Consider the following 14,715-nt stretch of genomic DNA (forward strand, 5'->3'; position numbering starts at 1 on the left):
TGATTGCGTTATAGCCAAGTGGTAAGGCAACGGTTTTTGGTACCGTCATGCGCTGGTTCGAATCCAGCTAACGCAATTGTTCAATCGAACACCCAACCCGGAAAAGAACTTCTGCTTGGCAGAAGTTCTTTTTTTACGTGATATGCATTAAAGAAAGATTAAAGTTGGCCTGCCAGCTTAGGATGCAAAGAAAAAATGCGGTTCAGGCGGAAATAAGTGACTTTTGTAAACTTAGCCTATATACTAAGTATGTAGGTTATTTTTTGTAAGTAACTTGTGCGTTAGCGCGCTTTTGGAAAAGTGATGAAAGAGGACCAAGCAAAGTGAAAAAGAAGACGATTAAAATTTCTGCCGTAATGCTGGCCAGTGCTGCCCTTTTGGCTGCCTGCGGGCAAAAGCCGGCTAAAAGCTCAAAGGCCGTCATGAATACGTCCGTGACTAGTGAAATTTCCACCCTGGACTCCAGCAAGTACGGGGATACGACCAGCTCGGAAACCCTGCAGAACTCAATGGAAGGGCTCTACCGCTTCAATGCCAAGAACCAGGCTAAGCTGGCCGGAGCCAGCAAGGTTTCCATTTCCAAGGACCAGAAGGTTTGGACCTTCAGCTTGCGCAAGAATGCCAAGTGGTCCAACGGGGATCCGGTAACCGCCCAGGACTACGTGACTGGCTGGCAGCGGACCGTTGACCCTAAGAACAATTCTCTGGATTCCGACAGCTACCAGGTCATCAAGAACGGGACGGAAATTGCCGCCGGCAAAAAGAAAGCAAGCACTTTAGGGATCAAGGCCTTGGGCAAGTACAAGCTGCAAGTGACCTTGGAAAACCCGGTGCAGTACCTGCCGGACTTTTTGACTGGGGCGCAGTTCTACCCGCAGAATCACAAGGTGGTCAAGAAGTACGGGTCAAGCTATGGGACCAGTGCCAGCAAGCTGGTCTACAATGGCCCTTTCAAGGTCAGCGGCTGGGACGGGTCCAGCATCAAGTGGAACCTGGTCAAGAACCAGAACTACTGGAATGCCAAGCAAGTCCATGTTGATGAGGTCAAGGTTCAGGTCATTAAGACCACGTCGACTGGCCTGAACCTGTTCAAGAGCGGCCAGCTGGACTACGCGCCAGTCGATGCTGACTACGTCAAGCAGTATGAAAAGAACAAGGACTACCACTCCAAGGTCACGCCGACCAACGGCTACATGGTCTTCAACTTAAAGCGCGAGACGACTAGCAACGTCCACATGCGCCGGGCAATCAGTCTGGCAGTCAACCGCCAGCAGCTGGTCAAGACCATCCTGCACGCCGGCAAGGCCGCCAGCGGGCAAGTGGCCAGTGGTTTCATCTACAATGACAAGGATCAGGACTACCGCCAGGTGGCCGGCAAGATGGCCGGCTACGACGCGGCTGAGGCCAAGACGGAATTTGCCAAGGCGAAGAAGGAATTAGGCAAGTCCAAGATCACCTTGGAGCTGCTGACCAGCGACATGGATGCTTCCAAGCGGGTGGGGGAATACCTGCAAAGCAACCTGATGAAGAACCTGCCTGGCTTGACGGTCAAGCTGCGGTCAATTCCACTGAAGTCGCGCCTGGCGGACACCACGGCCCACAAGTTCGATATGGTCTACGGGACTTGGCAGCCAAGCTTCCAGGACCCGATCGACTTCCTGACGATCGGCGGCTTGTTCAACTTGGAGAGCGACTACAAGAATGCCAGCTTCTGGAAGCAGATCAACCTGGCCAAAACGACCTACGCGACCAGCCCAGCCAAGCGCTGGCAGGCTCTGGCTGCTGCTGAAAAGCAGCTGGTGGTCAAGGATGCCTTCGTTGCTCCGCTCTATCAAGCAGCCTACTCATACCTGCTTAATTCCAAGGTTCAGGGCTTCAGACTGTCTCCTTACGGAACGGTTGCCTACTACTGGGACGTTAAGCTCAAGTAAGCCAGCTGAAAGCATAACATATAGAAGAAAAAGAGAGTCGAGGGGCTCTCTTTTTCTCTTGCTTTTCGGTGCAAATTTTTCCTATTACCGGCTTTTTTGCGTACAATAGTATTTAGCTTTTTTAGGAGGTATACAATGACGAGATTTGTCAAAGTGGGCACTGGCGGCGGTGAGACGACCTGGCACAGGGCCATGCTGGACCTGCGGCCCGGCGACGTGCTGCTGCTGGAGCCAGGCTTCTACGCCCTGCCCCAAGGGAAGATGCTGGCGGACGTCACTATCAAAGGCTTGGGCGCCAGCCCGGAAGACACGCGGATTACCAGCTTCTTTCAAGTTGATGACGCCAGTTCCAGAATCGTTTTTGAAAATTTATGCCTGATCCCTTATAAGGACAGCAACACCCTTGACATCCCGGAGGGCGTCGACAGCTTTGTCATTTTCCGCAACTGCGTCCTGCGGGGAACGGGGAACAAGACGACCACCCTGGCTATCAGCGGCAAGGCCACGGTGGAATTGATCGCCACCAAGATCTTGAACGGGACCGTCTCTTTCTTCAAGACCGCGGACTTCCGCCTGGAAATGGCTGACTCGGTCATCGACTACGTTTCTGAAGAATTCGGAACCCTGTCTCTGGAAGGGCACGGGACGGCGATTATCAATAACTCCAAGATCACGGGGACTTTGAACACCTTCGATTACTGCAACGTTGAGCTGGACATCCATAATTCATATGTAGGCAACTTGAACATGGGGGGCAAGACCTGGCTCAACATGTACAAGGGCCAAACCGGCCAAGACAATTCCTACTCATTGTATGCCCGGGGCGACTGCTGGCTGAACATTATGGACAGCGTTTTTCCAACATCATTCTGCCTGGCCGACCGGGCCAGAGTCCTCTTGCATGGCAGCGACGTCTACAGCCTGCAGCTGAAGGACGACAGCCAGATCACGGTCACCAACACTCTGGTCCGGGCTTCAGCCAACTTTGAAGACCGGACAAAGGGGGATGCCAACCGGGTGACCTTCTACGGCAACGGGGACTACCAGTACTTTTTCTACATGATTGGCAAGTCCCGCTTCAAGGGCCGCAATCTGACCTTCAAGCCCAATGGCGCGCCAATGCTGGTCGGGGATGAGGCCAAGCTGGCCGCGAATGCCTTATACAGCAACGAGCAGCCGTTGGAAGTGGAGTGTGCCAACAAAAACAATGTGTCCATTCTGGGCATTAAGTGGACATTGATCAAAAAGTAAGGGGGCGAGCAGATGGCAAGACTGGTCAAAGTCGGGACTGCTTCCGGTGAAACGGCTTGGAACGAGGCCCTGGCTGATCCGAAAATTGATGACGTGCTGCTCCTGGAGCCTGGCTTCTACCGCCTGGACCAGCCCCTGGATTTGGTCGATCTGACCTTCAAGGGGCTTGGGGCAAGCCCGGAAGACACGGTGATCTATGCCAATTTTAAGATGACTGCCAGCACGCGCTACGGCACTTTTGAAAACGTGCACTTGATGCAGGCGGGTGAGCCGCTTGTGCGGCTGCCGTCCAGCAGCAATGCTTATCTGACCTTCCGCCACTGCTTGGTCGAAGGAAACGGCAAAGCGAGTGCGCCGGCGATCGACGCGGCTGGACAGGTCAATCTGGAAATCTATTCCTCCATCTTCAGGCAGGCCAGCGTGAGCCTGCAGGCGGGGAGCGACTTCAGCTTGGAGATCGCTGACTCCGAATTTGCGGGGGCTGCCTATACCCCAATCAGCTTAAGCGGGTCTGGCACGGCCTCTATCAATACGAGCCGCTTTGCTGGCGGCCCGGTGATGGTCAAGGACGAAACGGCCCAAGTGGAAATGGAATTGAACAAGGTCACCCTGCCGTTGCTGTATCTGCAGGGAACCAGCAGCCTGAATGCCGTTGAAGCCAATTTTACCAATGACACCTATGGCCTGCGCGTGCAGGACACCTGCTATGCCAACTTGCTCAACTGCAGTTTGCAGGGTGCGGTCAGCCTGGCCGGCGTCTCCCTCTTGGTGGCCCAAAACGTGGTCATGGACAAGCTGACCCTGCAGGACCGGGCCAATGCCATTTTAGCCGGCGGGGCAATCCGCCGCGGCATCGCGCTCAGGGACGTCAGCCTGGCTGACTTGAACAAGGTCAAGCTGGCGGCCAGCGGGGAGGCTGCTTTGGTAGAAATGAGCGGCAGCGCAGCCGTTACCGGCAAGGACCTGGTCTTTCAAGGGCCAAGCCACCGGATCGCGGCCAGGGACCAAGCCGCCATGGAAGCTGGCGTCTTGGCCAGCAGTCAGCGGGAAATCGAATTGGCCCTGACCGGTGAAGCCCAGGTGGAACTTGAGGGAGTTAAGAGTCGCTTGGTCTAAGCATTACTTTTTTAGCCAATGTCAGTTTTTTATTCAGATAATAAGTTCTTTGCCGGGACATCTTTATTTGAGATGAAATCTAGACCAATTTGTCTTAAAATAGGATTAATTCAACTCTGGGGGGAAAGCAGCATGCAAGAACCAATGTATATCAAGATCCACAATCAACTGCGGCGAGACATTGAGAACCATGTCTACAAAGTGGGTGACCGCATCCCAGCCGAGCGGCAATTGGCTGAGCAGTTCAAGGTGTCCCGGATGACCCTGCGCCAGGCAATCAAGACCCTGGAAGAAGAGGGAATCCTGGAGCGGCGCTTGGGCAGCGGGACTTACGTGGCCAATCAGAAGGTTCAGGAAAAGATGTCCGGGATCATGTCCTTTACGGAAATTACCCGGGCCAACGGGCAGACGCCTTCAAGCAAGCTGATTTCCTACAAGATCACCAAGCCCTCCCTGTCTGAAAAAGAGCGCTTAAAGATTGACGCCAGCGAAAGCGTCTTGCGGATGGAAAGAATCCGCTACGCGGACGGCGTGCCAATCTGCCACGAAATCGTGACCGTGCCCCACAAGCTGATTGAGCGCTTTTCCAAAGATGACGTGTCAGCCCACTTGTACCACACCTTGGAAGACAAGGGCGGCTATAAGATTGGGGATGCCATGGAATACATTTCGGCGATCGTGGCCAATGAGCAGGAAGCCCGGCTGCTTGACTGCAAGCGCGGGGAAGCCTTGATCACGCGCCGGCAGATTACCAAGCTGGCTGATGGGCGGCCATTTGAATATACCCGGGCTTCCTACGTGGGCGAGCGCTTTGAGTTCACCTTCAGCAAGTAGCCCGTCAGGCAAAAAGAACATCGACAATGACTGCAAGCGCGGGAGACTTTCTCCCGCGCTTTTTAGGTAAAAGGCGCGAATTATTTCCCGGGAAATTTGGGCTGGATTCGGATGTCTGTTAAAATGGAAGATAAAAAACAGGAATTTACGCAATGAAAAGTCTTTTATTTCGCCTATATTTGGCAATCATGAAGCTGCTGGCTCGCTTTCAGCGGGAAAATCCCCAGGCCTGGGTCATTTTGAATGGCGCCGGGCGCGGGGGCTCCAACGGCTATCTTTTTTACAAGTATTTGAAGCGGGAACATCCTGAACTGGACGTATCCCTGATTGAGCCCTGGCCGTCCTCCCACTTGCCTTTCAGTGCCTGGAAGAAAATCGGGCAGGCCAAGTACCTTTTTACTACCCACCAGCCCTTCAAGGTGAGGGGGAGTCAGGTCAATGTAGCCTTCTGGCATGGGATTCCCTTAAAGAGAATGGGGACCATGGCCAACAATACCAAGCGGGCAGACAACCAGCGCAACGAAAAGCTCTGGCACCGGACGGCCGACCTGGTAACTTCCAGCTCAGACCTCTATGAGAGTCTGATGAGCGCCTGCATGGGGATTGAGACGCATAAGTACCAGAAGCTGGGCTTCCCAAGAATCGACGCGCTCTTAAATCCGGAAGCAAAGTATGACAAAAATTTCCTTTTGACGGAATTCTTCCAAAGCAGCCTGAAGAAAGATCCAGCCGCCCAGGTCGGCATCTATCTGCCGACTTTCAGATATGAGCTGGCTGACCAGGAGATCATGGAAAGGATCAAGCAGGGCAACTTCCTGGCCTTTGCTGACTTTGACCTGGCCAAGCTTGATCAGGCTTTGGCTAAAAAGCACCAGTATCTCCTGGTCAAGCTGCATCCATATGAAATGAAGCTTTTTGCCAGCTTTAAAGTCCAGGCCAGCCATATCGCCTTTTTGAACAACGATGACCTGTTTAAGCGGGACTTGGACCTCTATGAGTTCCTCCCGGCCACTGACTTCTTGATGACCGACTTCTCGTCAATCTTTTTTGACTACCTGCATCTGGACAAGCCGGTCATCTTTATCACCAATTGTCTGGACCAGTACCAGCAGACCAGAGGCTTTCTGCTGGGGCCTTACGGCGAAGTCGTGCCCGGCCCCCAGGCCAAGAAGCAGGCGGAGCTGGTCCAGCTTCTGGCTGACTTGGACCAAGCGGCTGCCAGCTACCAAGCCAAGCGCCAGCGCTGGCTGCAGTTGACTGACCAGGTCGACCAGGGCCGCTCTTGCCAGGCAATCTATGACTATTTAAATTAGGTGTTTTGATGAAAAGAACTCTTTTAAATATCTTCTACAACGCGGTCTACCAGATCTTTTTGGTCCTGGTGCCCCTGATCACCGTCCCTTACCTGTCCAGGGTCTTGGGACCAACGACCTACGGGATTTATTCCAGCGTCAACAACACGGTCCAGTTTCTGATGATCTTCTGCGTGCTCTCTTTGTCCAACATTGGGGTTAGAACCATCTCCAAGGCCAGGGCCAAGGGGCAAAGGCAGGAGCTGACCGCGGCCTTTTGGGGCCTGTGGTACTTCCAGTTTTTGGGCGGTCTGGTCATGGTGGCCGGCACTATCCTGGTTTGCGTCATCTTTAAGGTCCGCTACTGGTTTTACTTCATCTTGATGATTCCCTACCTGGTCGCGGCCCAGTTTGACATTTCCTGGTTCTTCCAGGGGTTGGCTGACTTTGGCCGGGTCGTGCTGCGGAATACGATCGTCAAGCTGGTCAGCGTGGTCTTTATCCTGCTATTGGTCAAGTCGCCGGGCGACTTATGGAAGTACTTCTTGATCATGTCCGTTTCCACCATGCTGGGCTCCTTCGTCTTTTGGTTCAGCATCCGCCAATACGTGGGCAAGCCGACCAGGCATTTTTATAGGTTGGCGGAGACCCGCAAGGCGATCATGATCTTGATGATCCCGCAGATCGCTACCCAGATCTATACTTCTTTGGACAAGCCAATCCTGGGCCTGTTCCAGTCAACGGCACAGGTTTCTTTTTACGACAACTCGCAGCGGATCTCCAACATGCTGCTGGGGGTGATCACCAGCATTTCCCTGGTAATCATGCCGCAAATGGCCATCCAGGACAAAAAGACCCAGAAGACGGTTTTAAAGAAGTCCCTTGAGGCAACGGTGATGCTGGGAACTTTGTTCGCGGCCGTGGTCATGGTCAATACGCGGGAATTCGTGCCTTTCTTCTTTGGCAAAAAGTACATTCCGATGACGCCGCTCATGTTCTGGTTCACCTTGACCATCATCCTGATTCCGACTGGCGGGGTCTTTGCCAACCAGTTTGCCCTGGCCAACAAGCGGGACAAGGACTACGCGATTCCCGTCACGATCGGGGCGGTTTTGGAGCTGGCCTTGAGCTGGCTGCTGGACCGGCCCTTTGGGGCCTTGGGGGCCATGATTGCCATCCTGACCACGGAACTGGTCGTGCTCTTTCTCAGATGCTGGATCGTCCGCGACGGCTACGACTTCCGCTATACGTTCAGCGAAGTGCCAAAGTGCTTTGCCGCCATGCTGATCTGCCTGGCCCTGGGACTATGGTGGCCAATTCCGCGGATTGGCTCAGCCTTTGTCGACATGGTGGTCAAGTCCGTGGTCATCATCGCCGTCTATGCCCTCAGCCTGTACCTGTTCAAGTTTGACCTCAATGAAGACGTTGTCCGCGTCCTCAAGCGATACCAAAAGAAAGCGTGATAAAATGGCCAATAGAGCCAAGAGAGCGAAAGTAAACATTCTGGGCGTCAGCTTTGACAAGCTGACCATGCAGCAGTACCAGCAGGAATTCCTGGACCGGATCGACCGCCGCGAACCAACCATGATCGTGACCGCCAATCCGGAAATCGTAATGACGGCCAAAGACGACGCTGACTACCGCGAGATCATCAATGACGTGGCCGACTACGTTACGGCGGATGGAATCGGGGTGGTCAAGGCCGCGAAGATGCTGGACGAGGAAATCCCGGAACGGGTAGCGGGCTATGACCTGTTTACCTGGTTCATGAAGCTGGCTGACCAAAAGCGGCTCCGGGTCTACCTGATTGGGGCCAAGCCCGCGGTCATCCAGGCCGTGCAGGCCAAGATCAAACAGAATTACCCCGGCATCAAGCTGGTAGGGGCCGAGGATGGCTATTCCAAGGATTCTCTGGACCTGATCGCCGGCAGGATCAAGCAGACCAAGCCGGACATGGTTTTTGCGGCCTTGGGCTTTCCAAAGCAGGAAAAAATGCTGGCCATTCTCAGACGCGAGCAAGTGCCGGCCATTTTGATGGGCGTCGGCGGCAGCTTTGACGTCTTTTCCGGCATGAGCAAGCGGGCGCCAAAACTGTTTATCGATGCCCACTTGGAGTGGTTCTACCGCCTCCTGCGCGAGCCGACGCGCTTGGGGAGAATGATGATCCTGCCAAAATTCGTTCAAGAAGTCAAAAGGAGCAAGCGCAAGCAAAAATGAAGGTGCTTCATGTCAATGCCGGTCTGGAAAAGGGCGGCGGATTAACTCATATTGTGAATCTGTTGGCGGAGGCCAAGCAGGCCGGCCAGGACTTTGAGCTGCTGGTCTTTGCGGAAGGGCCAGTGGCCCAAGCCGCGCGTGAGCGGGGGATCAAGGTCGCGGTTTTGGGCGCCAGTTCCCGCTATGATTTGTTTTTGCCAGGCCGCTTAAAGAAGTTCATCAATGAAGGCAGCTATGACTTGGTCCACACCCATGGTGCCCGGGCCAACTTGTTTATGAGCCTGGTTCACCGAAAGCTCAAGGCCAAGTGGGCCGTAACCGTCCACTCAGACCCAATGATCGACTTTGAGGGGCGGGGACTGGCTGGCCGGATCTTCACTAAGCTCAATCTGCGGGCCATCAAGCAGGCTGACTGCGTCTTTGCCGTGACCCAGCGCTTCGCCAAGATGCTGGCTGAGCGCGACGGGGTTGATCCAGGCAAGCTGCACGTCATCTACAACGGAATTAATTTCCACACGGAAGCCCAGATTCCAGCCAAGGTGCCGCACCACCACTTTAATTTGATCAATGTTGGCCGCTGCGAGAAGGTCAAGGGGCAGGACCTCTTGATCAGGGCGGTCAAGCAGGTGGACGATCAGCGCTTGCAGCTGCATATTGCCGGCGACGGCAGCCAGCTGGACCAATTGCGCCAGCTCGTGGCCGACTTGGACATGGGCGGACAGGTCTTCTTCCACGGCTTTATGAGTCAAAGCGACCTGCAGGCCCTGTACGCGCGGATGGACTTGGCCGTTTTGTCCTCGTATTCGGAAAGCTTTCCCTTGGTCTTGCTTGAGGCCAGCGACAACCTGCTGCCGCTGTTGGCCACGGATGTGGGGGACATGCATGAAATGATTCCGGACAAGCAGCATGGCCTGATCGCGGAAGTGGGCAGCGTGGATTCTCTGGCGGAGGGGTTGAAGCAGTACCTGCAGAAGTCGCCAGCGGAGCTGGAAGAGATGGCACTTTCGGAAAAAGCCTACCTGTCCGGCCGCTTTTCCCTGCAAAAGCAGCTGGCCAGCATCATGGCGGTCTATCAAAAGCTGATGAAGCACTAGCATGGTATGATAAATGATTCCAAAAATTATTCACTACGTATGGGTCGGCGGGCAGCCCAAGTCAAAAGAAATTCAAGCCTGCCTTGCTTCTTGGAAGCGGCGCTTGCCGGACTACCAGATCATCGAATGGAATGAAAGCAACATTGACCTGCATGAAAACAAGTACATTGAGCAGGCCTACGCGGCCAAGAAGTGGGCCTTCGTCTCTGACTACGTCCGGGCCAAGGCCCTGGAGCAGCAAGGCGGGATTTATTTGGATACCGACGTCATGGTCTTGACTGATTTTGACGACCTGCTTGGCGACCGGGCCTTCATTGGCTTTGAAAACCAGGATTATCTCAGCGCCGCAATCATCGCTTCAGAGGCCCACCATCCGCTGATGAAAGACATTCTCCACTACTATGACGGCCTGGACTTCACTTTTGACCAAAAGGATCAGATGGCTGGGGTCAACTCCTTGTCCGTCACCGAAATTCTGCAAAAGTACGGGCTGCAGCGGGGAAATTTTGACCAGACTTTAAGGGATGGCATCCACGTCTATCCCGATGGCATTCTCTGCAACCCCTCGCCTGAATCCCGTTCAATTCACCTCTTTACGGGGACCTGGATCGATGGCCGCCAGTCTTGGAAACACGGCCTGGTCGTCTTTCTTAAATTACACATCAAGACGCAAAAACAAGCGAAAATTTACTATCGCCTCTTTAGACGTTAGTTTTTTTAAGAAAAAATGCCAAATGACCGGTTTTCAAAACATGGACCGGTCATTTTGGCTATAATAGATAAGAGCTTTTTAGCTGCAAGCTGAAAACGAAGCACGTAATTACGAATTTTGAAAGAGGCACTCAGATGAGAGAACTGCAAAAGAAAATTATTGCTTATGAGCACGTTTTGCCAGAAATCGATCCTAAAGCAGAGATCAGAAAGACCATCGACTTTCTGAAGGGCTACCTGAAGGCCAACCCCTTCTTGAAGTCCTACGTCCTGGGGATTTCCGGCGGCCAAGACTCAACCTTGACCGGGAAGCTGACCCAGATGGCCATCGAAGAAATGCGCGAAGAGACTGGCGACGCTTCCTACAAGTTCATCGCCGTCCGTTTGCCATACGGCGTCCAGGCTGACGCGGCCGATGCCCAAGACGCGGTTGACTTCATCAAGCCAGACGTTGACCTGATTGAAAACATCAAACCAGCGGTTGACGCTTTGGTCAAGACCCTGGAAGACAGCGGCGTCAAGATCACCGACTTCAACAAGGGCAACGTCAAGGCCCGGGAAAGAATGGTCGTCCAATACGCGATTGCCGGCGCCAACGCCGGGGCCGTGGTCGGGACTGACCACGCTGCCGAGAACTTCTCCGGCTTCTACACCAAGTACGGCGACGGCGCGGCTGACCTGACCCCCTTGTTCCGCTTGGACAAGGGCCAGGGCAAGCAGCTTTTGAAAGAATTGGGCTGCCCGGAGCACCTGTACCTCAAGGCGCCTACGGCCGACTTGGAAGAAGACCGGCCAGACTTGCCTGACGAAGTGGCCTTGGGCGTGACCTACAAGGACGTTGACGCCTACTTGGAAGGCAAGGAAGTCAGCGCAGAAGCCGCTGACCAGATCGAGAAGCTCTGGAAGAAGAGCGAACACAAGCGCCACCTGCCAGTCACGATCTTTGACGACTTTTACAAGCAGCAGGACTAATGACTAAAAATGTCCTATTATGGCTTTAATATACTTTAAAATTAGCAATTTTAGCCCATTTTTGTTGAACTTCTTCAAAAAATAACGGCTATTTTAGATTTATCCAATCAGGTTTGCTTGTTTAAAAATGCTTTTTTTGGTATATTGAAATTGTCATAAGGGAGTAACAGCAAGCTTAGACTTGCGACAAGTCCAACAACCGGAGGCTGCGTTGACCTTCTGGACTTGTCTTAATTCGTGAGACTTATGTGCTTTAATTGAGAGGCACGTAAGTCTCTTTTTTAATCTAAGGAGGTAAATACTTTGGCTAAGAAGTATTACACCCAGGATATCCCGAGCGTCATTGAAGACTTCAAGACCGACGCCAACCGCGGGATCTCTGGGGATGAGGCCGCCAAGCGCCTGGCTGAGCATGGGGCCAACGCTTTGGCCGGCAAGAAGAAGCGTCCAATGTGGGCCCGCTTCATTGACCAGTTCAAGGACTTGATGATTGTCGTCTTGCTGGTTGCCGCCGTTCTTTCCGGGGTCGTCGCCCAGGAATGGACTGACGCGGGCATCATTTTGTTTGTCGTCTTGTTGAACGCCATTTTGGGCGTGATTCAAGAAGCCCGTTCCGAGGCCGCCATTGACGCCTTGAAGAACATGTCCACGCCGAGCGCGAAAGTCCGGCGGGACGGGGCCGTTCAGGAAATCCCGTCAACGGAAGTCGTTCCTGGCGACGTCATCTTGCTGGAAGCCGGGGACGTGGTGCCGGCCGACCTGCGCCTGGTCGTGGCTGAAAGCCTGAAGATCGAAGAAGCAGCCCTGACCGGCGAATCCGTTCCGGTTGAAAAGAGCAACGAAACCCTGCAAGGCGACGATATCGCCTTAGGCGACCGGATCAACATGGCCTACTCCAGCACCAACGTCACTTACGGACGCGGTGAAGGGGTGGTCGTGGCCACGGGGATGGACACCGAAGTCGGCAACATCGCCAAGATGCTGAACAATGCCGATGAAACCGACACGCCGCTGAAGCAGAACCTGAACCAGCTGGGCAAGACCTTGACCTACATGATTCTCGGGATCTGCTTGGTCGTCTTCGTCCTTGGGGTTTGGCGCAATCCAGGCCATGAGCCGATGAACGCCCTGCTCATTGACATGTTCCTGACGGCTGTCTCATTGGCCGTTGCCGCTATTCCAGAAGGCCTGCCGGCCATCGTGACCATCATTTTGGCCCTGGGCACCCAAACCATGGCTGACCACAAGGCCATCGTCAAGAAGCTGCCAGCCGTTGAAACCCTGGGCGCGACCGACATTATCGCGTCCGACAAGACTGGGACCTTGACCCAAAACCGGATGACCGTTGAAAAGGTCTACTACGACGGCATCCTTCATGAAGCCGCAGACGACATTTCCTTGGACAACCCGGCCATGATCAGCATGCTTTTGGCCAACGATACCAAGATCCAGGATGCCGGCGAGCTGCTGGGCGACCCAACGGAAACCGCCCTGGTTCAATACGGCTTCCACAAGACTTTGCCAGTCAATGACTTCTTGCGTGAGCACCCACGCGTGCAGGAAGTGCCATTTGACTCAGAACGGAAGCTGATGAGCACCGTCAACAAGTACAATGGCAAGTTCTTCGTCGCCGTCAAGGGGGCGCCGGACATGCTGCTGGAAAGAGTCAAGTACGTTGACATCAACGGCGACTTGAGCGAAATCACCGACCAGCAGAAGCAGTCCATCCTTGAGACCAACAACAGCATGGCCAAGCAGGCCCTGCGCGTTTTGGCCATGGCTTACAAGATCGTTGACAAGCCATATGATGACCCAACGACGGAAAACGTTGAGCAGGACCTGATCTTTGCCGGCTTGGTCGGCATGATCGACCCTGAGCGTCCAGAAGCCAAGAAGGCGATTGCCGAAGCCCACCAGGCCGGCATTCGGACCATCATGATCACTGGTGACCACCAAGTAACGGCGCAAGCCATTGCTGAGCGCCTGGGCCTGATTGAAAAGGGCCGCGACAGCGAAGTCATTACCGGGGCCCAGCTGGACAAGCTGAGCGATGACTACTTCACTGAGCACGTTGGCGACTACTCAGTCTACGCCCGCGTTTCTCCTGAGCACAAGGTCAGAATCGTGAAGGCATGGCAGGCCAACGGCAAGATCGTAGCCATGACTGGTGACGGGGTCAACGACGCGCCAAGCTTGAAGCAGGCCGACATCGGCGTCGGCATGGGGATTACCGGTACGGAAGTCTCCAAGGGGGCCGCGGACATGGTCCTGGCTGACGACAACTTCGCGACAATTGTCGAAGCCGTCAAGCAAGGGCGGAAGGTCTTCGCCAACATTCAAAAGGCTATCCTGTACCTGATGAGCTGCAACGTCGGCGAAGTTCTGACCGTCTTCTTGATGACCCTGCTGGGCTGGGATGTTCTGAAGCCAGTGCAGCTGCTGTGGATCAACCTGGTGACTGACACCCTGCCAGCCATTGCCTTGGGCGTTGAGCCGATTGAAAAGGGGATTATGGCTAGAAAGCCGCGCGGGAAGAATTCCAACTTCTTCTCAGGCGGCGTGGCCAGCTCCATTGTCTACCAAGGGATTCTTGAAGGGGCCTTGGTCCTAGTCGCTTACGGTCTGGGCCTGCACGCCGTGCCACATGGCACCAACCCGCATGAAGACGCCTTGACTATGGCCTTCTTGACCTTAGGCCTGATCCAGCTCTTCCACGCCTTCAACTCCAAGTACGTCAAGCAGTCAATCTTCCAAAAGAACACCTTTGCCAACAAGTGGTTCAACATTGCCATCCTGGTTTCAGCCCTGGTGATGGCGGCCGTTGAACTGCCATTCTTGACCAAGGTCTTTGCCGTGTCCGAACTGAACCTGGACCAATGGGGCGTAGTTCTCGGCATGGGCGTTTTGATGATCTTGATCGTGGAAAGCGTCAAGTTCTTTGAAAGAAAAGCTGACGCGCGCAACAAGTAACCAAAAATCAAAATCGCAAGCGATGGCGCAAACTTTTGTCTGATTAAGCAGCCATAGCTGAAACAGGATTCATGCATTTGCATGGATCCTGTTTTGCGTCTATCTATATGTTTGCCTATAATTAAGAAGCAACGGGCAGATAAGGTGCTAGGCAGGCAGTTGACAGAGAGCTGCTGTTAGCGCTAACATATGAGCGTGAAGAATGAGGAAAGTGTTAACTACTAGTCTCAAAATACGTAGTTAAAATGTGCTAACGTATTCAGATGGTAGTTTAATAGACTTATCCTAATAGAAAGGACGAGTCTATTTTTTATGTCTAAAGTCTAC

Annotated in this window: 11 protein-coding genes and 1 tRNA gene; all 12 read left to right on the plus strand. The window is 53.8% G+C overall.

Annotation, left to right across the window (positions count from 1 at the left end; translation table 11 throughout):
• Positions 1-4: 4 nt before the first annotated feature.
• The 12 genes from OCH80_RS08285 (at position 5) to OCH80_RS08340 (ending at position 14,388) form a co-directional block, all read left to right on the plus strand.
• Positions 5-76 (plus strand) — tRNA-Gln (locus tag OCH80_RS08285).
• A 247-nt stretch (positions 77-323) separates the two neighbouring features.
• Positions 324-1,931, plus strand: a complete 1,608-nt coding sequence (locus OCH80_RS08290; RefSeq protein WP_404539856.1) for a peptide ABC transporter substrate-binding protein — start codon at positions 324-326, stop codon at positions 1,929-1,931.
• Positions 1,932-2,066: 135 nt separating this feature from the next.
• The gene (locus OCH80_RS08295) at positions 2,067-3,182 is read left to right on the plus strand and encodes a hypothetical protein (RefSeq protein WP_404539858.1); all 1,116 of its coding nucleotides are present in this window, start codon (positions 2,067-2,069) and stop codon (positions 3,180-3,182) included.
• A gap of 12 nt (positions 3,183-3,194) precedes the next feature.
• Positions 3,195-4,298, plus strand: coding sequence for a hypothetical protein (locus OCH80_RS08300; RefSeq protein ID WP_404539861.1), 1,104 nt, complete (start codon positions 3,195-3,197; stop codon positions 4,296-4,298).
• A 132-nt stretch (positions 4,299-4,430) separates the two neighbouring features.
• Positions 4,431-5,132 (plus strand): GntR family transcriptional regulator, encoded by a 702-nt coding sequence (locus OCH80_RS08305; RefSeq protein WP_404539864.1) that lies wholly within the window; start codon positions 4,431-4,433, stop codon positions 5,130-5,132.
• A 152-nt stretch (positions 5,133-5,284) separates the two neighbouring features.
• A complete protein-coding gene (locus OCH80_RS08310) occupies positions 5,285-6,445 on the plus strand; it encodes a CDP-glycerol glycerophosphotransferase family protein (RefSeq protein ID WP_404539867.1) in 1,161 nt (386 codons plus the stop codon).
• Positions 6,446-6,453: 8 nt separating this feature from the next.
• Positions 6,454-7,887: an oligosaccharide flippase family protein gene (locus tag OCH80_RS08315; protein ID WP_404539870.1), complete on the plus strand. Its 1,434-nt coding sequence runs from the start codon at positions 6,454-6,456 to the stop codon at positions 7,885-7,887.
• A 4-nt stretch (positions 7,888-7,891) separates the two neighbouring features.
• Positions 7,892-8,641 carry a WecB/TagA/CpsF family glycosyltransferase gene (locus OCH80_RS08320; protein WP_404539873.1) on the plus strand — a complete coding sequence of 250 codons (750 nt, stop codon included), beginning with the start codon at positions 7,892-7,894 and terminating at the stop codon, positions 8,639-8,641.
• The gene (locus tag OCH80_RS08325) at positions 8,638-9,735 is read left to right on the plus strand and encodes a glycosyltransferase (protein WP_404539875.1); all 1,098 of its coding nucleotides are present in this window, start codon (positions 8,638-8,640) and stop codon (positions 9,733-9,735) included. Before OCH80_RS08320 ends, OCH80_RS08325 begins: the two co-directional genes overlap by 4 nt.
• Before the next feature lie 13 nt (positions 9,736-9,748).
• Complete coding sequence (locus tag OCH80_RS08330) at positions 9,749-10,447, plus strand: glycosyltransferase family 32 protein (RefSeq protein WP_404539877.1); 699 nt, start codon at positions 9,749-9,751, stop codon at positions 10,445-10,447.
• A gap of 134 nt (positions 10,448-10,581) precedes the next feature.
• Positions 10,582-11,418, plus strand: a complete 837-nt coding sequence (nadE, locus tag OCH80_RS08335; RefSeq protein WP_404539880.1) for an ammonia-dependent NAD(+) synthetase — start codon at positions 10,582-10,584, stop codon at positions 11,416-11,418.
• A gap of 303 nt (positions 11,419-11,721) precedes the next feature.
• Positions 11,722-14,388, plus strand: a complete 2,667-nt coding sequence (locus tag OCH80_RS08340; protein WP_404539883.1) for a calcium-translocating P-type ATPase, PMCA-type — start codon at positions 11,722-11,724, stop codon at positions 14,386-14,388.
• Positions 14,389-14,715 lie beyond the last annotated feature (327 nt).

The sequence above is a fragment of the Lactobacillus sp. 23-2 genome (assembly GCF_044902225.1).
GTDB lineage: Bacteria > Bacillota > Bacilli > Lactobacillales > Lactobacillaceae > Lactobacillus > Lactobacillus absianus.

Coding starts and splice junctions, on each gene's coding strand:
- OCH80_RS08295 (WP_404539858.1), top strand. CDS start 2,067: ATGACGAGATTTGTCAAAGTGGGCACTGGCGGCGGTGAGACGACCTGG.
- OCH80_RS08300 (WP_404539861.1), top strand. CDS start 3,195: ATGGCAAGACTGGTCAAAGTCGGGACTGCTTCCGGTGAAACGGCTTGG.
- OCH80_RS08305 (WP_404539864.1), top strand. CDS start 4,431: ATGCAAGAACCAATGTATATCAAGATCCACAATCAACTGCGGCGAGAC.
- OCH80_RS08310 (WP_404539867.1), top strand. CDS start 5,285: ATGAAAAGTCTTTTATTTCGCCTATATTTGGCAATCATGAAGCTGCTG.
- OCH80_RS08315 (WP_404539870.1), top strand. CDS start 6,454: ATGAAAAGAACTCTTTTAAATATCTTCTACAACGCGGTCTACCAGATC.
- OCH80_RS08320 (WP_404539873.1), top strand. CDS start 7,892: ATGGCCAATAGAGCCAAGAGAGCGAAAGTAAACATTCTGGGCGTCAGC.
- OCH80_RS08325 (WP_404539875.1), top strand. CDS start 8,638: ATGAAGGTGCTTCATGTCAATGCCGGTCTGGAAAAGGGCGGCGGATTA.
- OCH80_RS08330 (WP_404539877.1), top strand. CDS start 9,749: ATGATTCCAAAAATTATTCACTACGTATGGGTCGGCGGGCAGCCCAAG.
- nadE (WP_404539880.1), top strand. CDS start 10,582: ATGAGAGAACTGCAAAAGAAAATTATTGCTTATGAGCACGTTTTGCCA.